Origin of the sequence: Paenibacillus sp. HGF5, assembly GCF_000204455.1 — a bacterium.
GTDB lineage: Bacteria > Bacillota > Bacilli > Paenibacillales > Paenibacillaceae > Paenibacillus_AQ > Paenibacillus_AQ lautus_A.
This window is the reverse complement of the sequence record NZ_AEXS01000139.1, coordinates 23,399-41,850: the sequence shown is the minus strand read 5'-3', so window position 1 is coordinate 41,850 and position 18,452 is coordinate 23,399. Positions and strand designations below refer to the sequence as shown.

At 43.3% G+C, this 18,452-nt stretch carries 16 protein-coding genes and 2 pseudogenes; 16 read left to right on the top strand and 2 right to left on the bottom strand.

From position 1 onward, the window contains the following. Positions 1 to 5 precede the first annotated feature (5 nt). From HMPREF9412_RS21515 to HMPREF9412_RS21475, 9 genes are all read left to right on the top strand, one after another. Positions 6 to 410 (top strand): hypothetical protein, encoded by a 405-nt coding sequence (locus HMPREF9412_RS21515; protein ID WP_036673024.1) that lies wholly within the window; start codon positions 6 to 8, stop codon positions 408 to 410. Between the two features lie 88 nt (positions 411 to 498). Continuing rightward, on the top strand, positions 499 to 2,490 hold the full coding sequence (locus tag HMPREF9412_RS21510) for a DUF2207 domain-containing protein (RefSeq protein ID WP_009593848.1): 1,992 nt from the start codon (positions 499 to 501) through the stop codon (positions 2,488 to 2,490). A 307-nt stretch (positions 2,491 to 2,797) separates the two neighbouring features. Continuing rightward, a complete protein-coding gene (locus HMPREF9412_RS21505) occupies positions 2,798 to 4,138 on the top strand; it encodes an erythromycin esterase family protein (RefSeq protein WP_009593851.1) in 1,341 nt (446 codons plus the stop codon). 582 nt (positions 4,139 to 4,720) lie between these two features. Continuing rightward, positions 4,721 to 5,308: a sensor domain-containing protein gene (locus HMPREF9412_RS21500; RefSeq protein ID WP_009593879.1), complete on the top strand. Its 588-nt coding sequence runs from the start codon at positions 4,721 to 4,723 to the stop codon at positions 5,306 to 5,308. Positions 5,309 to 5,428: 120 nt separating this feature from the next. Further along, positions 5,429 to 7,219: a helix-turn-helix transcriptional regulator gene (locus HMPREF9412_RS21495; protein ID WP_036673036.1), complete on the top strand. Its 1,791-nt coding sequence runs from the start codon at positions 5,429 to 5,431 to the stop codon at positions 7,217 to 7,219. Between the two features lie 511 nt (positions 7,220 to 7,730). Next, positions 7,731 to 8,321, top strand: coding sequence for a copper amine oxidase N-terminal domain-containing protein (locus HMPREF9412_RS33420; protein WP_009593887.1), 591 nt, complete (start codon positions 7,731 to 7,733; stop codon positions 8,319 to 8,321). A gap of 1,150 nt (positions 8,322 to 9,471) precedes the next feature. Beyond that, positions 9,472 to 9,819 carry a conserved domain protein gene (locus tag HMPREF9412_RS21480; RefSeq protein ID WP_009593866.1) on the top strand — a complete coding sequence of 116 codons (348 nt, stop codon included), beginning with the start codon at positions 9,472 to 9,474 and terminating at the stop codon, positions 9,817 to 9,819. Then, positions 9,819 to 10,073 (top strand): phosphotransferase, encoded by a 255-nt coding sequence (locus tag HMPREF9412_RS33705; RefSeq protein ID WP_009593840.1) that lies wholly within the window; start codon positions 9,819 to 9,821, stop codon positions 10,071 to 10,073. Before HMPREF9412_RS21480 ends, HMPREF9412_RS33705 begins: the two co-directional genes overlap by 1 nt. A 176-nt stretch (positions 10,074 to 10,249) precedes the next feature. Continuing rightward, positions 10,250 to 10,756: a prolyl oligopeptidase family serine peptidase gene (locus HMPREF9412_RS21475; protein ID WP_254664091.1), complete on the top strand. Its 507-nt coding sequence runs from the start codon at positions 10,250 to 10,252 to the stop codon at positions 10,754 to 10,756. A 326-nt stretch (positions 10,757 to 11,082) separates the two neighbouring features. Here the strand turns inward: HMPREF9412_RS21475 and HMPREF9412_RS21470 are convergent, their stop codons facing one another. Continuing rightward, positions 11,083 to 11,934, bottom strand: coding sequence for an aldo/keto reductase (locus HMPREF9412_RS21470; protein WP_009593878.1), 852 nt, complete (start codon positions 11,932 to 11,934; stop codon positions 11,083 to 11,085). A 171-nt stretch (positions 11,935 to 12,105) separates the two neighbouring features. Here HMPREF9412_RS21470 and HMPREF9412_RS21465 point away from each other — a divergent pair, with 171 nt between their 5' ends. The 4 genes and pseudogenes from HMPREF9412_RS21465 to HMPREF9412_RS21455 all read left to right on the top strand — a co-directional run. Beyond that, complete coding sequence (locus HMPREF9412_RS21465) at positions 12,106 to 12,555, top strand: MerR family transcriptional regulator (RefSeq protein ID WP_009593877.1); 450 nt, start codon at positions 12,106 to 12,108, stop codon at positions 12,553 to 12,555. Between the two features lie 108 nt (positions 12,556 to 12,663). Beyond that, positions 12,664 to 12,807 (top strand): annotated as a pseudogene (locus HMPREF9412_RS32620) (ABC transporter ATP-binding protein); the annotation flags it as partial. Positions 12,808 to 13,250: 443 nt separating this feature from the next. Further along, positions 13,251 to 14,078 (top strand): copper amine oxidase N-terminal domain-containing protein, encoded by an 828-nt coding sequence (locus tag HMPREF9412_RS21460; protein WP_009593855.1) that lies wholly within the window; start codon positions 13,251 to 13,253, stop codon positions 14,076 to 14,078. Positions 14,079 to 14,233: 155 nt separating this feature from the next. Then, positions 14,234 to 14,368, top strand: a pseudogene (locus tag HMPREF9412_RS21455) (DUF2277 domain-containing protein); the annotation flags it as partial. Between the two features lie 644 nt (positions 14,369 to 15,012). Here the strand turns inward: HMPREF9412_RS21455 and HMPREF9412_RS21450 are convergent. After that, entirely contained in the window at positions 15,013 to 15,879 is an 867-nt protein-coding gene (locus tag HMPREF9412_RS21450) for a sigma-70 family RNA polymerase sigma factor (RefSeq protein ID WP_009593864.1), read from the bottom strand. Between the two features lie 195 nt (positions 15,880 to 16,074). Here HMPREF9412_RS21450 and HMPREF9412_RS21445 point away from each other — a divergent pair, with 195 nt between their 5' ends. The 3 genes from HMPREF9412_RS21445 (at position 16,075) to HMPREF9412_RS21435 (ending at position 18,445) form a co-directional block, all read left to right on the top strand. Beyond that, on the top strand, positions 16,075 to 16,551 hold the full coding sequence (locus HMPREF9412_RS21445; RefSeq protein ID WP_036673018.1) for a carboxymuconolactone decarboxylase family protein: 477 nt from the start codon (positions 16,075 to 16,077) through the stop codon (positions 16,549 to 16,551). A gap of 17 nt (positions 16,552 to 16,568) precedes the next feature. Beyond that, entirely contained in the window at positions 16,569 to 17,210 is a 642-nt protein-coding gene (locus HMPREF9412_RS21440; RefSeq protein ID WP_009593842.1) for an NAD(P)H-dependent oxidoreductase, read from the top strand. A gap of 611 nt (positions 17,211 to 17,821) precedes the next feature. After that, entirely contained in the window at positions 17,822 to 18,445 is a 624-nt protein-coding gene (locus HMPREF9412_RS21435; RefSeq protein ID WP_036673017.1) for a hypothetical protein, read from the top strand. Positions 18,446 to 18,452 lie beyond the last annotated feature (7 nt).

Below are 18,452 nucleotides of genomic sequence, written 5' to 3'. Positions count from 1 at the left end.
CACTAATGATAAAACAACAACTGTTATTTAAATTCAACAGATTCTCAGCAAATGAAGTTTTGACAGCATGGGAAAACGCGGATAAATCAAAAGATGTAATACTATTAGAATCCGCCCATTCGGATTGGTCAATAGAAGTAGACGGTATCCAAAATATCTCTCATCAAATGTTTGAACACTTTCTATCTAAATTGGATGTATTTGATAATGGAGTGCAGCTTTATTGTAAAGAGGTCTATGAAAACAGTAATTTTAAAATAGAACATTTTATCGTGTCATTGCAGTGGATTTCATTACATGAAAACTCAATTACACTGGGATATTGGGGAGATTATGTAAACGTAGAGTTAAGATCCATCATAGAGTGTGACAATGGAATCTGGAAGCAGATAGACATCTATTATCAATAGAAGCAAGATGCTTATCTCAATGTGATCAGCTGCCTTCTTGTTCAACAAATGGACAGTGAGACCCTGGTATATTAACGGGAGGTTTACTTTGAAAGTAAGGATTAAACATGTGATGCTTTTGGCAGTTAGTATTGTTTGGGTTGTTATCTTAGTCGGGTGTGGCAACGACAATGAGTTAACGATTGATCAAGTGGACGTTATGGCCAAGGTAATGGCGGACGGGGATTTATATGTGGAAGAGCTATTCACTTACACAGTACAAGGAGAGTATGAAAGAATTCCTAGATATATGGATAATTTCGGGGGATCGAATATTGAATTTTTTGAAGCTTACGTACCACCGAATGACCGAGAGCTCGGTAATCTTGGTTATGTTAATTTGGAGCGTTATCCGGTCCATTTAAGAACTAAATCAGGTTCTTATTACATCGAATTACAAGCTAAAGATGAAACGAGGCAGATCTATTATCGCTATAGGCTTGATCGAGAAGCCGTGAAATATAACGATCGTGGAGAGCTGGATTGGACCGTACTCAAAGATAACAGGTTTGATCATCACAACGTAACCGTTAGGGTATATACAGAACAGCCTGCAAAAGAGAAATTATCTGGATTTGCTTACGATCGCTCAAGAGGCCGCTTGACAGAAGTAAACAATCGTTGGATCAGGTACGAAAACACGCTATTACCTGAAGGGGATAGTGCGAGGCTGAAGGTGTATTTCCCCCCAGAGGTGCTGACGGAGAGGGAAACAGAAGAGCCCTCAGCCTTACTCTCGGAACGACTATTAGATGAACAGAAGCTTCAGCAAAGATTCGAAAAGCGTGAACATTTACTGAATGCGGGTCAACATATCAGCCGCTGGCTGACCTATGCAGCCATAGCAGGTATCGTTTATTATGCCCTTTCGCTGCGTAGGATTTCATCCTGGTGGAGTGGTAGGCGGATCAGCTTCGAAGATCTCTCAGCGATGGATCCAATCGATATGATTTACCTTTTCCGGAAAGGAAAGCTCCGACTTGCAGATGGGCTGGCAGGTGTATTTTCGCTGCGCCGTAAAGGCATGGTGAGTGTTTCCTTAGTGCCATCAGGTATGCGATTCCAGGAAGATTCGAGAGCGCCGAAGAGGCTTCCCGAGTTTACATTCAAGGGTAATCGTACAGCCCTGAAAAAACCAGACCGTTACTTGCTTGGTTGGCTGTCTCACGGTACGACTGTCCTGAACCTGGATAAATTTTCTGGCCCTACGAAAACAGAGCGCAGGAATAAAGCGACTATGGGTAAGTACATAAAGCGCATGAGAAGTCTTAAAAAGGGACTGAGCCGCTGGCAGGAGCTTGTGGAGACTGAGAATAGCAAAGGGATCATGTACAAGGAATACGCGGCGAGAAAAGTCATCATACCGGCTCTAGCTCTCATACATCTGGCTTTGCTCATTTATCTGTACATTGCAGACGTAACAACTTGGGGATGGGTAGGAGTATTGGCCATTATTTTAGGCGGCGGACTCTTGTTGGCTTCTTTTCGCTGGCGCCTCAAAAGATACATCATCATCTTTTTGGTCGTTTGCTTTTTCGTTGCAGCTCCAATTTTGTATGGTCCCTTGGTAGACGAATACTTGAACTTCGTAATTCTTTCGTTTTTACTTGTTGGGTTTTTACCCCGAGGAGCATTAGATCGGCGTTCGGCAGCTTACCGAAGCGCTATAAAGCGGTATCGACGAAAGCTGGCTAGAGGCGGACATGACGTAGGAAGGGCTGGTAATAGCATCAAATGGCTGGAAAAGATGAGGGAAGATGCGCTATTACTTGGTGTAGGAGAACGTTTTATGAGGAATGTAAGCAAAGAAAACCCGGATTTTACTTTCTCAGAGGCTTCTTCTCTGTTTGATAACGATGTGGATACCGCTATCGATTATGTCTTTAATCGTTCTTGGAAGGGAATACCTGGGAGGACATCTTACGGGAGAACTTGGAGCAGTAATAGTGACAGTGGAGCAGACGGGGGGAGCTCATACGACTACAGTAGTGACGGTGGCAGTGATGGAGGTTCGGGAGATGGCGGTGGGGGAGGAGATTGACTAAGTTAGTAAAAATTGTCGGGTGACAAAAACATAGTAACATTAGAAGCCGCTGATTATGCGGCTTTTTATATTTAGGTTATCAAGTTCTTGTCAAAATGCAATGACAAGAACGTTGTTACATTTCCGATTTGATTTCATTGTGGCAGCAGAAGTCTTTTTATTAAGTTAAGGGGGAAGGGCGTGTCATATGACATTTTGACACTGTTGTACATAACAACGAGTGCAGTAGGATACAGAAGAGAGTTCTGGGAACTAGAATATATCTCATCAAACCAAATCACAAAGTATTTAAGGAGAGGATTTTATGAAAAAGAAAATGGTTATCGCAATTGCTGCTTCGATGATCACACTGGCTGGTTTTACAGGAAATATTCATGCAGCTTCGAAAGTAGGTGCTTCTCTTATAGCTCACTACAACTCAAATCAAAATGCCGAGCAGATAAACTGGTTAGAAAAGCATGCCATGCCATTAAAGTCAACGGATCCAACAGCATCTCTTCAGGATTTAAGACCGCTTAAGGATATGATCGGATCAGCTACAATTGTTGGTTTAGGCGAAGCGACGCATGGAGCTCACGAAGTTTTTACCATGAAACATCGCATTGTTAATTATTTGACAGCTGAAATGGGCTTTAAGGCCTTAGTGTTAGAAGAGGGATGGGACAGAGCATTGGGACTCGATCGCTATGTTCTTACGGGTAAAGGGGACCCAAGCCAATATCTAAATCCTGTATTTAACACGAACGAAATCATAGATCTGCTTCAATGGATACGCCAATATAATGCTGATCCAAAGCATAAATCCAAAATACGGATCATCGGAATGGATATCCAAACCGTAAACGAGAGTGTTTATAACAATATCCTAGCGTATGTAAAGAAATACGATCCAAAACTTGTCACTCGCTTCGAACAAAAGATGAAAGGCCTTATTCCTGTAACCAAGGATTTAGATACCTTTGGCGGTCTTAAGAAAGAAATGAAAGCACGGTATGTTTCGGATGCGAAACAAATCAGCGCTTTATTAGAGCAAAATAAAAATAAACTGAATGGAAAATCCCCAGAGTTCGCATGGATCAAACAAAATGCCCGTATTATCGAGCAATTTACGACAATGACAGCCGCATATCCTGATAACCTGGAAGACTTTTATTTGAAACACGATATTGCCATGTATGAAAATGCAAAATGGACAGAAGAACATATAGGAAAAACAATCGTGTGGGGCCATAATGGGCACATATCGAAAACAAACATGATCCCTTTCGTATACCCTAAAGTAGCTGGGCAGCATTTAGCAGAACATTATGGAAAACGGTATGTATCCATTGGAACATCCGTCTATGAGGGACGTTACAATGTTTACAACAGTAACCAAGAATATGGACCCTATGGAACATTAAAATTAGATGACCCGAATAGTTTCAACTATACCTTTGGACAAGTAAAATACGACCAGTTTTTTGTTGATTTACGTAAGGCAAGCGGAGTGACTAAAACTTGGCTAAACGAGCAACATCCCATTTTTGCCGGAGTAACAACGGTAGGTCCAGATATCCCAACAACTGTTGATTTATCATTAGGTAAAACATTTGACATCCTCGTTCAAATTCAAAAAGTGAAGCCATCTCAATTGAATCAATAAAATTCTAATTATGTATGCTTAAAAGTCGCTTAGTTGCGGCTTTTTTGTTTTAACGATTTATGTTTTTGTCAAAAACCAATAGACTTGAAGTTTTCTTTGCAGGATCTGGAAAAACGTGAGTTCTTATCTGCACCTCATTTTGTCAAACTTTAGTAGAGAAAATATCAGAGCGCTTATGGGCGTCAGGGATCTGGCTGATATGGCATAGTGCTTTATTACTTTTTTCCTTGTAAGATAAGAATGCTTGGGGATTGTACATATTATTTTAGGTTAAAAGGTGACTTAAAGAAAAGTGAAGTATGTGGGGAAGATACGGATTTATTCTGGTTAATTGAAATCTCGAAAAAGGTGCAGGTAAGCGTAGCGTAATAGCATCGTATAAGAAAAGACATAATGAGTTGTTTGTACCTTTATTACTGACAAACAGGGGTCATCCTGAGTTTGAACAATTCTACTGTGCAGTTGGTCATGACCGTAGCTCACACTTCGTTCATTTTATGTCATATGACATTTTGACACTGGCAGATTTGACATCAAGAGCAGTAGGATACGTTTACTACTTGCAAAGGATGTGAGCTCTTGATGGCAAGAACTGTCGCCTGTTTTGTTCAAAACGGCTATTTCCTGCTGTTTACTTTTGTCACCGGATTGTTTTACTTCTGCTTTTATCTGGTTGCCATTATTCTGGGTTTGAGTCTTTCGTTTACTGTCGTGGGCGTTCCTCTCCTGGCTAACGTTTTGCGAACGACAACTGCCTTCCTGCAATTCGAACGAGTACAAACCAAGATCTATATGGATATCACGACCGAGCCTTGTATTAAAGCCGTCAACCCGAAAGTGTCCAACTGGCTCCAAGCGAAAAAGGAATTGCTGAACCGACGCAACTGGATCACTATTGGCTGGCTGATGTTGAAGTTTCCGGTAGGGATTTTAAGTCTGATCAGTGCGGCCTTACTCTATGTGGCGCCGCCTGTATTGATTGCGGTCCCGTTCCTCTATCCGTTTATCGACCTTTCCTTTATGGGCGCAACGGTAGACACGTTTGCCAAAGCTATGATGGTATCGGGCACAGGGGTCGTACTGATGATGATGAGCTACTGGCTTGCGGACCGCTTGGCACGCTGGATAGGCGGCTACACGCGTCTAATGATCAAGCATGTGAACCGGTAGACGAATGCCCGGCCTCCCCTCATAAGTCGGCAGAGTAGAGTGTACTCTATAGCAGTTTACTTTATAATAGTTACGTAATGTCATACTGAAAGTCTTTAGGGGATGATGGTTTTGTTCGATATGGTCAAGCAATGGTACTGGTACGACTGGCTCATGTTCATAATCCGCCTGATAACCAGCATTTCTCTCGCGTTTACGACAATAAGTCTGCAACAATATTTCACGCTGCCGATTATGGTCCTTGTACTATGGCAGTTGATTGCTTTTTCCGTTCCATGGCTTTGCTTGCAGCTCAATTATAAATACTACCTGTTTACCGAAATCGTGATCTCGGGCGGGTTGTGTTTGTATCTGGCTTCATTTTTTCCGCAAGCCTACATAGCATTCCTGCTGTATGCATTTTTTATTGCTGCCCACAGCGCGCATAGGGCCTATCTCTGGTCAGGGCCTGTATCGATATTGCTCCTGCCCGCCATAATCAAGCAGCTTGCAGAGCAGAGTGAATACTTGGTCATGGCCGTTCACATCGGGATGGCGTATATCTTCGGGTTCTCCTTTCATTTACTCGTGCTCAACCATCGTCAAGGCGAAACGATTCGCGAGCAAAATGCGGTGTTGGAGCAGTACCTGTCCCAAATCGAGCGTATCACGCTTGCCGAAGAACGGAGCCGGCTGTCCAAAGAGCTTCATGATACCGTCGGTCATGCCTACACTTCGCTCATTATGGGATTGGAAACGTTGCGTCCTCAGATGGCAACGGATACGGGAACCGAAAGTCTCGATTCCCTATTGAACCTGGCCCGCCAAAATATGGAGGAGGTCAGAGGCTACGTGCATCAAATCGAATCACCGCATGAGGCGCTCCCGCTGCTTCAATCTTTGAGGAAGCTGGCGGTGGAGTTTCAGGAACATGCCAAGGTGCGGGTTACTTTTCATGCCTACGGGGAGGAATACCCTGTAATGAAGCAAGCGAAGACAGCACTCTACCGCTGCCTGCAAGAGTCGTTGACGAATGCCGTGCGCCATGGACACTCGACAGAGATTAAGGTTTCCATGCAATTCGAGCCCCAGCAGACGAGACTGGAAATTCATGATAACGGCCGCGGGATGGAGCATGGAAGGGAGGGCTTTGGCCTCAGCGCCATGAAGGAGCGGGCGATGGCTTTGCAAGGTCATGTGGCCGTCTATACGGAGCGGGGAAAAGGCACTCTCGTTACCTGCACGCTACCCAGACAAACGGAGCTTAAGGATGAAGTCATCCGCCTGTTGGTCGTCGATGACCACTCCGTAATCCGTGAAAGCTTGCGGACATTGCTGGAAGAGCAGCAGGATTTTCAGGTTGTCGGGACGGCAGAGGATGGCGAGCAAGCGATCGAGCTGTGCAGGCAGGTTAGGCCGCAGCTGGTGCTTATGGATGTTGAAATGCCGAATGTGGATGGAATCTCCGCATCCCGTGCGATAAAAGAATCGTGGCCCCACATCCGGATTCTGATTCTCACCACGTTCGAGGATACCAAACAGGCTCTGGAGGCAATGCGAAGCGGGGTGGATGGATACCTATTGAAGTCCATGCAGCCGTTAGAGCTGGCTGAAACGATTCGCACCGTCCACCGCGGGGGCACGCTGATCGATCAGGGCATGTCGCACAAATTATTTGCCCAACTGGAAGCGGACAATGGCGGTGATGATCCTTCGTCAATCAAAGTGTCCTCGGCCTATGATTTAACGCCGCGGGAGCTTGAAATTTTACAGTTCGTGTCCGAAGGGCTGCGATATAAAAGCATTGCTTCCAAATTGTATTTATCCGATGGTACGGTTAGAAACTATGCGTCATCGGTTTATATGAAGCTGGGGGTTCGCAACCGGGAGGAAGCGGTGCAAAAAGCCAGGGAGGCTGGGCTTCTGGAATAACCCCAAGTTATGTATCCTGGTGGCGGGTGTCGATCATAGGGAGTGATTTACTCCTTATGATCGACACCCGTCATTTCAATTTTTAAAGGCCATTTTTACTTTAACATGAGCGATAAGCGATTAGATAAACATCTAACTATGTTTCCATGTAATTCATTAAGCTAACGGGGCAGTTTAGTTCCAATATGTGGTATTATCTATTTATTAACTTAATGACCGCGTTACTTTAATATCAGTACGGATGGGGGCGTGAAACATTAAACAGAAAAAACTTGTTGGATTGTTCGCATCAATATTTCTCATTGTCTATGGTATATGGAAACTTAATCATTTTTTCGAACCAAAAGTTGGTCCAGTAGGTAACGGTCTTAGTGATACTGATGTGAAAATAGTGTGGATATTGTTTGGGATATCAATGATTTTAGGTGTTGGTGGAGTGATATATTTTTCATATTCTATTTTTAAAAGAAATGATTAATATAAGGACTATAAAATATAGGAGGTTTTAGCGATGAAGAAATTGGTATTACTTTCTTTTGCTGTTCTATGTTCTTCGCTTTTGTTACTTCCAACCAATGAGGCAGCCGCAGCAGTAAAAAGTCCAAAAGGAACACAAGTTGTTGTGAATAATATTGACTTAGATTCAAAAGATATTCTCATTATGAACAATCAGGTATTTTTTAGTCTGACTTCACTCAAAGGTTTAGGTAGCTTAACGTTTGCCTGGAATAATACTACTAAGCAAGTGACAGTGAAGGGGGGCGACACAAACTTGCAGTTGACTATGAATAATAAAGTAGCACAAAAAAATGGAACTTCAGTTTCATTAAGTACTGCTCCATTTATTCAAAACGGTAAAACAATGATTCCCTTACGTTTTGTTGCAGAAGCGTTGGACGGTTCGGTAACTTGGAATCAAAAGACCCAAACGGCGTTTGTTTCAAAACCAAGCACGAAACTGCTGACTGACTTTAAGAGTAGTGCATTAAGCACGGCCAGAAATGCTGCAATCAATCTTCCTAGAGTTTCACAGCTCACGAAGGACTTTGAACCATTTATGGAAGCATCCAGTCTTCAGTATTATTTTCCGGAAAACAAATGACCGATTCATCGAGGTCAATAATAATGTAATCCGCTATTATAAAATTACGAAGAACACAGCTTACCTTAAGTGGCAAGCATTCATTAGCGAAAAGACCACTACGCAAAATAACCTTTATTTCATAAACCGCGCCTTTTCAAAAGAGAATGGTTCCCTACCAAATTTTAAAGATACGACATTCGCCAACTTTCGCTGGATGCCTCATATTACTTCTACTGGATATGGTTTAATCACTAAGGAGAATTGGAATGATGTTGTTTTTAAACAAGCCGAACTGCCTCAAGTAAATCTAAAAGAAAACTATATTATTGTTGACATTCCAGAAGAAAAATAATTAGAAGTTGTCATAAAAAGGAGTTTGCAGTTGACGCAATTATTATCGTAACGCCGCATGTCAGTATCGGTCCTTTTCGGCTAGGGATGTGCAGGGAAGAGGTGGAGCAGGCTTTCCAAAATATGGGGCGTCGGAGAGCTGATGATGGCATACCCGGTTATCCTAGCTTTTTAGAAAGATGGTATCGCAGTGACTGATGAAATCGGTTGGAGCAGCCTGTCGGTAAACAATACAGCTACGGTAAAGGCCTGAAAATACATCAGAGCTATCGAAGGTACAGGCGGAAAGTCGGTTTTTTGGTTTAAGTGGAATACGTTTTATAAGGAGTTGAGAACAGCATGATTTACTATAAAGGAGCAGTACCTGGATCAGATAACTTCATTTATTTTAAAAGCGAAGTCAAATTGAATCAAAGCGATGTTGTTGTTTTAGATGATAAGAAGTACTTCATTGAGAGTATTGATAAAGGATTGTTGATCCTTCAGAGAGTTGGGTCAATTATATCAGTAAGTGTCTAAATAGGTAAAAGGACAAAAAGCTAGGGTTGTCTGAAACCTGTGAGGTCTAAAATTAAAGGAGTTCGTAAGTTCGGAGAAAAGATCCCATAGAAAGTCGCTAATTTAGCGGCTTTTTTGTATTATCGGTACAAGTTCTTGTCAATGTTCATATGGAATATAAAGGTAATCAATTAGAGGAAGATTTGCGTGCTTTTTCATTTTAGCGAAGACGCTAGTATCAAAGTAGACGGGTAGAACGGTTACAGAGGGAAGGGTGAGAAAGAAGCGAAAATGTGTTGAATGAAAGAAGGTATAGAAAATGATACAAGAAATTGAAGAGCAATTCACAGAAGAGATCCTTACCGAAGCAATAAAGCGATATGACATTAATAAAGACACTGTTCGTTCATTGGGCGGTTATGAAAGCTTTGTTTATGAATACCAGAAAAACAACACATTTTTCATATTAAAAATCTCACATACAATTAGAAGATCAAGCAATAATATACGGGGTGAAATTGAATTTTTAAATTATTTGTCGAATAAAGGACTGGCAGTTTCGAATGCTGTTCCATCGACCTGGGGTAATATGGTTGAAGAAATTGCCAAGCCTGGGACCAAGAAGTTCAATTTAAGGCGGAGAAATACCTGCGACCTGATGATGTAATGATTTCAATTCTAAAAGAAAGATTAACAAAACTTACTTCTCTGCCCAAGTCCAAAGATACATACGGTTTGACTCATACTGATTTTCATCAAAGTAATTTTTATCTGCATAACGGAGACATTTATTTGTTCGATTTTGATGATTGCGGTTATACGTATTTCGTAAACGATATTGCTAACGGGTGGTTTAATGCAACTGAAGGAATTTCGGGAAATATGGGGAATTCTATTTTTACCCCCTATGGGAGATATTAGTAAAGTGAGGGAGATACGATGAGTCAAACCGTAAATAAATTTGAAAAAGAAATAACAAAAAGAGTACGGATGAAATACCTCTTACATTTACCAGATCATCATGAAAAGAATCCTCAATTAAGTGGCCTTTAATCTTATTTCTTCACGGGGCAGGTGAACGTGGAGATGATCTGGAGTTGGTAAAAGCACATGGAATTCCTATGATAGCAGAACGCGATCCTTCTTTTCCATTCATTACGATTTCTCCTCAATGCCCGGAGGATTCTTTTTGGAATGCTGAACAAGACGGATTGATGGCATTAGTAGATGAGATCATTGCAAACTATAACGTAGATCCAGATCGGATATACTTGACGGGGCTAAGCATGGGTGGTTATGGGACGTGGCACTTAGCAGCAGAATATCCAGGAAGGTTCGCAGCAATCGCTCCAATATGTGGTGGAGGTAACCCCAACCGGGTACATGAACTAATAGGAACACCCACCTGGGCATTCCATGGCGCGAAGGATGATATAGTGCCCATTGCGGAATCAAAAAAAATGGTAGACGCACTTCGCGAAAACGGTGGAAATGTCTCTTTCACCATTTATCCTGAGTCGAATCATGACTCCTGGACAGAAACATACAATAATCCGGAACTATATAGCTGGTTTCTAGGTCATTCTTTAATGTTAAGGAAATGAAGTTGTTTTACACTAACGGGCAGGGTAATTGAAGATCAAGCACGTTGAACCTTACCATAAGTAGGGCAAAATTTTTGACCTGAAACGCACAAGGGAACAGGCAAGGAATTCAGAGTGGAGAGAAAGATTTAGAGGGAGTTAATTTCCTCATGAAAAAGTCATTTGATCTGATGCTTTTTGTTGCATCATAAGTGATATCAGAATGCGGCTTTTACCGACCTCTCATTTACGTACGTTAAGCGAGCAATTAGGATAAGCAAGCGAATGAGTTTAAAGGACAGGAGCTCCGGTCCTGTCCTTACTTAATGGAGAAGCCGGACCAAGATTTACAGTTCGACTCTCCAGTTGCCCATCATCTTGGCGACTCCCGGATCGCGGTACGATAAGAATAGGCTCTCTTGAGTATCGAGAGTGGAAATGTGTTCCATATCGACCGCGCCCAACTCAAAATCAAAAATGTTGAAATTTTCGACGATCCGCTCTTTTCGTACTGACTTTGGAATGACAACCACTTCTCGTTGAACAAGCCATCGCAATACGATTTGGGCGACGGATTTGTTGTGTTTTTCCGCGATCGAGGTCAGCACTTCGTTGCCGAACATATTGTTTCGTCCTTCAGCGAACGGCGCCCACGACTGATGTTGCACGCCCTGCTCCTTTACGAAAGCAGCGCTCTCTGTCTGCTGGTAGAATGGGTGCGTTTCAATCTGGTTGACGGCGGGCACAATTTCGTTATGCACAATGAGGTCCATCAGACGATCGGGCATGAAGTTGCTAACCCCGATGGCCTTGATTTTGCCGTCACGGTACAGTTCTTCCATCGCGCGCCATGTGCCGTAGTAATCGCCGAACGGCTGGTGAATCAGGTACAAATCGAGATAGTCAATCTGCAGCTTCTTCAGGGATTTTGCAAATGCAAGCTTGGCACTCTCGTAGCCGGCATCCTGAACCCAAATCTTGGTCGTAATGAACAGCTCCTCACGCGGTACGCCGCTGCGCTTGATTGCGCGTCCGACCGCTTCCTCGTTAAGGTAACCGGCGGCGGTGTCGATCAAGCGGTAACCGACCGACAGCGCTTCGTACACCGCGTTTTCGCACTCATCAGCATCGGGAATCTGGTAGACACCGAAGCCTAGGATCGGCATTTTCACACCGTTGTTCAAAGTTACAGTTTGCATTGCGATTCCTCCAATTGTTCAAATGTATAACAGCAACCGGCGCGTATCCCCAACATCGGGGACTGGAGCGGGAATTCCGATTACGACACAGTTGCGTTACAATAAGCATAGTACCTTCGTGTTACACGAAGGCAAGAGGCTCTTATTCTTTTTATCCAAGGGGGATTCCACATGTATACGGTCAAAGAAGCCGCTCAGATCACGGGGCTCACTGAGCACGCCGTGCGCTTTTATACGGATAAAGGTCTGGTGCCAAGCGTACAGCGCAATGAGAATAATATTCGATTATTCGACGAAGAATCGATCAACTGGCTGCATGGCATCAAATGCCTCAAGCAATCCGGGATGCCGATCGATGTCATAAAAATGTATATCGATTTATGTCTCGATGGGGATTCTACCATTCCACAACGCTATAGACTCATGATGGAGCATAAAGAAGCAGCGCTCGCTAAGCTCGAAGAAGCCAAACAGCACGTTGCCCATTTGGAAGAGAAGACAGCACTGTATCAGGCCATTCTGGAGAACCGCTCTCCAGACACGATGAATCCCGCCCACTGGGGCAGAATTCAGCATATGCATGGGGACGTGTTTTACTCGCGCTCTGCTCGTAAGGCGTGAGATCGTTATGAACGCCTATTTTATTGGTAGGTATTGACAAATTCACTTCCTACGGATTAATTGTGAATGCACGATACACACAATTTTTCGGGGAGGGGGATGTATGAATTGCTTGCATTAGACATTTGAAACGTATATAAGAGTTACCCCAATTTTCAACTTAAAAATGTATCGTTTCAATTGGAGAAAAGCTACATTATGGGTTTTATTGGTGCGAACGGCGCAGGGAAGAAAGACGCAATGAAGAAACTTGGTGGTTATTCCATGGAAACAAGACAAGATCAACACATCAAGAAAACAGGCAGTCTGGGATTGTCGGTCAACCATGCGCTTGGCCGAAGCGGTATTTATGGATTGAAAGGGTAGGAAAGGGTAGAGCTGGTATATCCGAATGCCAATACAAATGTACTATATCCCTGAGCAGTCCTGCCGACTCTGCTGGCAGACCTTGAGCCGGGAAGCCATCTGCTTCTATCGGCGGTATGCGGGGAGACGGCAGGCAGCAGAGCTACCCATTCTCCGGAAGAAGCTTTGCGTGAACTTGGCATCGCGATAACACAAGGCGGAATTTCTATCTCTCGCAAGGGAGAGGCGGAAATAGGTATTCCGTTCATTTTGGGCAACTTTTTCATGGAATAGGACGTCTAAATGAATAGGACTGGAACAAATTAGGGCTGATTTGAGGGGGAGAGCATTTGAAAAAGTTATTGATTAGCATATCGACGGTCATGATCTTTTTTCTTGCGAACGTCATTCCAACACAAGCATCAGGCAATGAAATAATCGAGCATGGTATTCTAAAGAATAATCGAGTGCTGATCCCTATACGGGCAGTATCTCAGAACTTGGGTATCGATGTGAAATGGAACCAATTTCAAAAAACAGCTCAATTGACCAAAGGCGAGACCGTAATCACACTTGCGGTTCAATTCAAAAGGGCCTTAGTAAACCAGGACCGCGTTGATTTTGATGCTCCGGTTGAGCTCATCCAAAACACAACTTATGTACCTTTAAGGTTCGTAAGCCAAACCATGGGAGCAGATGTGAAGTGGGATCAGAAAACCAAAGAAGCCACCGTTATCCTCGATGGCAAGCAAGTCGTCGTTAAGTTGATGAAGCCGAAGTATCAAGTACCTACCAACCAACGACTAAGTGATTCTCGTATTGCGCGGTTATCGGAGAAATTGAACGAGGCATCTGATCTATCGAAAGTGAAACAGGTTCGCACTTACTTCAAACCTTTTTTTACGGATCGTCTAATTCAGCAAATCATAGAGCAGGAAGGGCTTCACTTTAAAGAAATGAATTTTGATATGAATACGGCAACGGTAAACTATGCAAGCAATACTAGCGCGATCCTTATTCAATCCTATATTCCAGGAAATATATTAACGGGCGAGCTGCATTATGTTTTTGATCGGGAAGCGCACATTATTTATGCTAATGGAGCTTGGAAGGTGGACAAGGTAAGCGATCATTTGAGACAGATCCCTAATATGAGCCTGGAACCCGATCTTCAGTAGTGATATCTAACCCAATCATGCCCAGCTCAATGGATAGAGAGAATCTGACTTAGTTCATTATCCATGTAAACGAAAGAAGCAGCAATATGAGAGGTTGAAGAACTACTGGAATGAACAAACTATATAATACTGGATACAACAAAGTGCGTTCATTTCAAGCGGTGCAAGAGTTTACCGTCGTTGCACGGCAGCTGCTGGATTCTCTGGTGACTCAAGCCGAACCCCGCAATCGAGAGGTCGAGATCGCTCGGGCCCGGACACGAGCCGCTAAGCGATTCGGGGAATCCTAAGCGGGTATAGACGGAATCGCATTAGAGGTGCCTAAGTTTTTTTGGGAACTCGATCGTTTTGACTCCTGAACGTATAAACGCTGTCGAAATATTGAAACTCCGCCTAAAGCTTCATTGTTTCCACGGACAAAAGAAGACGTTCAACATAAAAATGCCAGACGGGGGTTAATTGTTACCATTCGGGATCTCTCAAGTATTGTATGGGTGGAGAATGTTATCAAGTTCTAGTCTTCCGACTAGCCCTGTCGGGGGACAAGATCATACTCCCATAGAAAGTCGCTAATTTAGCGGCTTTTTTGTTTTATCGGTATAAGTTCTTGTCCCGAGTCACCTTTATGGTGTGTCAGGTGAACCGATTCCAGATGGTAAGGAAGTTGATGAAATTAGATTATTCCCCATAGACGAACTACCATCACCTGTCAAATTTCACTGAATAAAGGATAAAAGATGCAGTCCAGTTCCAAGGTAAGGTCTTTACGAGACAAAATATCCGTACGTAATTATGTAAAAGACGATACAAACGGACATTAAAAAGAAAATGGCACCCTTTGGGTGCCGCTTGAGCGTGTTATGGTTTTAATAACTGTTATATTTTATCCGGGTGATTATGTCTTTAACACCGTCAAAGACGTTGAGTTTAAGGCTCAATTACTCAACACCGCCAGATCAAGCTGGCGTACGCGTTTTGGATCGGAGATCAGGTCGACCTCGGCAATCTTCCCGTGACTTATCGTAAATTTGAGTACATAGAGCAATTTTCCTTGAGGGGCCGCAATGATTCCTACGGTTCCATTCACCAAGGCTAGTTGGGCTGCTTTCTGTGCACGTCCCGATACTTGTTTGGCTAAAGCGATCGCTCCTCGCGTTACTCTTGAAGATTCAGTTTGACGATCGTCACGAAGTATAACGTCCGGATCAAGCGCAGCTATTAGCGTATCGAAATCGCCTGCATGCGCAGCAGCAAGAAAAGCTTGAACAACTTTGCGTTGATGAGCAATGTCGACTTCCGATGCTTTCACCCCTCGAACCCGGTGACGAGCCCTGCTCGCAAGCTGCCTTGTCGCGGCTTCCGATTTTCCTACAATAGGAGCAATTTCATTAAAAGGCATGGCGAAAACATCGTGCAGCACGAACGTAATGCGTTCCGCAGGTTTCAAATTATCGAGCACGACTAATAGTGCAACACCGATAGAATCAGCTAATATGGCCTCTTGTTCAGGGTCGCTTATATTCTCTTGGCTGTTGAAAGAATCGGGCAAATGAGCTTCGATCGATTCTTCGCGCCTAGATTTACGCAATCGTAACATATCGAGACATACACGCGAAACAACGGTGGTCAACCATCCCCCTAAGTTCTCAATGCCTCTTGCATCCACACGACTAAGACGCAACCAAGACTCCTGTACCGCGTCTTCCGCCTCGCTTAATGATCCAAGCATTCGATAAGCAACAACCTGAAGGTTCTTCCGATGCGTTTCGAATGTATTTGCCAACCAATCCTGTTCGCTCATCCTTCAAACTCCCTCGTACAAAAATAATAAACCACTATAAGTACTGACGAATGAAAGCTGAACAATGTGACAAGACGTCGCATTCAACTGATTTTTACGTTTCTCAAGAAATATTGTCACACATCCCCAGGTCAGATCCGTCAGCATATTGGAGAGCCAAAACCGGTTCTACTCTTAATTAAAGGAGTGTTTCATTTGAAATCAAGAATAGATAGTCCTGCCACGATCGTACCCGATGCGACTCAAGCCTTACAAGCCCTTGGCAAAGCCCTATTTGAATCCGCAGAGCAAACAGGTATTCCCAAGCGCACGCTTTTTCTCGCATATCTTCGGGCAAGCCAAATTAATGGGGATAGTGTATGCGTCGAACTTCATTCGCGTAATGCATTGGCGACAGGTGAATCTGCAGAGCGACTTTTGGCCGTGTCGGCATGGCGTGAGACGCAATACTTCAATGACTCCGAGCGTTCTACACTTGCGCTCAGTGAAGCTGTTACCCGACTCAATGACCGAGTGGACCCAGTGTCGGATGAGATCTTTAACGAGGCAGCCCGACACTTCGATGTGCAGGCATTGGCCACGCTGATCGCCGGGATTGCTACGGCCAATCTCTGGAATAGACTAAACGTCTCTACAAGGCAGATCGTAACAGTTTCCGAGGGCAAATATTGAAGGAGGGTATTGTCATCATGGCAACAGTTTTGTATATTACGGCAAATCCACACGATCATGAAAAATCATACAGCATGTTAGTAGGTAATGAGTTTGTACAGGCTTATCGATCTGCCAATTTGAATGATGAGGTAATTCATCTTGATCTATATAAAATGGATATACAACAACTTGATACTGATGTTTTTAACGGATGGGACAAACTGAAGGCGGGCACTACATTTGAAAAATTGACGGAAGCAGAGAAAACGAAGCTGAGCCGAATCAATGAATTGGCTGATCAATTTGTTGCTGCAGATAAATATGTATTTGTTACTCCAGTTTGGAATTATTCGTATCCACCCGTTATGAAGTCATACATTGACTCCATTTGTATAGCAGGCAAGACCTTCGAATATTTACCAGATACTGGCCGAATCGGCTTGTTGAGTGATAAAAAAGCCGTCCATATCCAAGCTAGCGGTAGCTTCTTGTCACCAGGCTCAGATGATGCAGATCTAGAAATGGGTCATCGCCACCTGAAAGTCATTATGGATTTCGTGGGGATTCCTAGTTTTGAGGGGATTTTTGTTGAGGGAATGGCTGCAAAAACCGATCAGGAACCCGAGACTAAAGTAAAGGCGATACAACAAGCGTGCGAAATCGCTTTAAATTTCTAAGTTTGCCTCAATCATATATTAAGCAGACAGCAGGAATTGATACATTCTCATCGATAGAAAGCATAGCTTACCTTTGAGGAAATCGAACTCTTATCCTCAAGAAAAGTTCATACTAGAGGAACAAGTTACGAACAAATAATACTCGGATATAGTTCAGTTTACTTTAAAAGCTAATTTTGACGGATACAAAGTGATTAGTTTTCATGCTGATAAACCTTGGTATGCTTCTCTTGTTCGAAGAAGAGGACGGTAGTCGCATGGCGATGGGCACGTTAGCTACCAATTGCCGCCTTAAACAAACGGGATACGATAGCAGAGGAGCTTGCTGCGATGTGGCTCCTCTTTTCTTATAGATGTAACGGGCAGTTTATCGTGAAAGGATCTCGATATGGATTTTGATAACATCAGATTCTAATAATGGAGATATGGAAGAGGAAGATTCACGATTCGCAGGAATTCATAATAAAGAATGCATGTAAGAAGTAGGGACAAGGAGTTGCGAGTTAGGTCTTACTGTATAATCATAGTTCTATATTACTACTTTCTGTCTGTCCTATTGGACCTAGATCTGTTATTATAAAACAAATAACGGAAAAGGCGAGGACATCAGCATGGCTAAAAAATTGAATATCTTTTTATCTTTTCTAATATCTATTATCATCGCGTTCAGCTGCGGTGTGTATTTCTCGGAAGACTTGGGTTATAGTCGGAGTGAACCAACTATAGTTAAAGCTGGGCAAACAGTGGATGCCGAAAACGAGCCTTCCAACGGAAATGGCGAAAAAGGCGCAACGATTTCCACGGCTCAGAATCAAGGAGGTAACGAAACGGCCAACGACGAACCCGAAGCTACCCGAGTGACAGCGGAAAATCGTTTCAGTGACCCAAGAGAGTTCAGATACAGTGTCAATTCAGCGGACGGTATCACGCTGACGTGGCTCGTCGATAATTTGACCGGCAAAACGATCAACTACTATACCGTGAAGGTCAGCACATTTAATCCCGTAGGAGACCCTTCGTATGATGAGCACTCCGGAAAGAACTCATTCAATCTTCAATATGTCGGTCCGGTCATACCGGGGTTAGAACTCGGTGTGTTTGAGCTCTTCACGTATCAAGGTGCTTTGGATTCAATACGTATCGACGAAGTTGACCTGGAATACGCGGACGGCACCAAAGAAACCGTCGTCTACAATCGCACGACTAAGGACGATAGCGGGCTCAATAATAGATAGGAAAGTT

Coding starts and splice junctions, on each gene's coding strand:
- HMPREF9412_RS33420 (WP_009593887.1), top strand. CDS start 7,731: ATGAAGAAATTGGTATTACTTTCTTTTGCTGTTCTATGTTCTTCGCTT.
- HMPREF9412_RS21500 (WP_009593879.1), top strand. CDS start 4,721: ATGGCAAGAACTGTCGCCTGTTTTGTTCAAAACGGCTATTTCCTGCTG.
- HMPREF9412_RS21465 (WP_009593877.1), top strand. CDS start 12,106: ATGTATACGGTCAAAGAAGCCGCTCAGATCACGGGGCTCACTGAGCAC.
- HMPREF9412_RS21505 (WP_009593851.1), top strand. CDS start 2,798: ATGAAAAAGAAAATGGTTATCGCAATTGCTGCTTCGATGATCACACTG.
- HMPREF9412_RS21450 (WP_009593864.1), bottom strand. CDS start 15,879: ATGAGCGAACAGGATTGGTTGGCAAATACATTCGAAACGCATCGGAAG.
- HMPREF9412_RS21440 (WP_009593842.1), top strand. CDS start 16,569: ATGGCAACAGTTTTGTATATTACGGCAAATCCACACGATCATGAAAAA.
- HMPREF9412_RS33705 (WP_009593840.1), top strand. CDS start 9,819: ATGATTTCAATTCTAAAAGAAAGATTAACAAAACTTACTTCTCTGCCC.
- HMPREF9412_RS21435 (WP_036673017.1), top strand. CDS start 17,822: ATGGCTAAAAAATTGAATATCTTTTTATCTTTTCTAATATCTATTATC.
- HMPREF9412_RS21470 (WP_009593878.1), bottom strand. CDS start 11,934: ATGCAAACTGTAACTTTGAACAACGGTGTGAAAATGCCGATCCTAGGC.
- HMPREF9412_RS21480 (WP_009593866.1), top strand. CDS start 9,472: ATGATACAAGAAATTGAAGAGCAATTCACAGAAGAGATCCTTACCGAA.
- HMPREF9412_RS21515 (WP_036673024.1), top strand. CDS start 6: ATGATAAAACAACAACTGTTATTTAAATTCAACAGATTCTCAGCAAAT.
- HMPREF9412_RS21495 (WP_036673036.1), top strand. CDS start 5,429: ATGGTCAAGCAATGGTACTGGTACGACTGGCTCATGTTCATAATCCGC.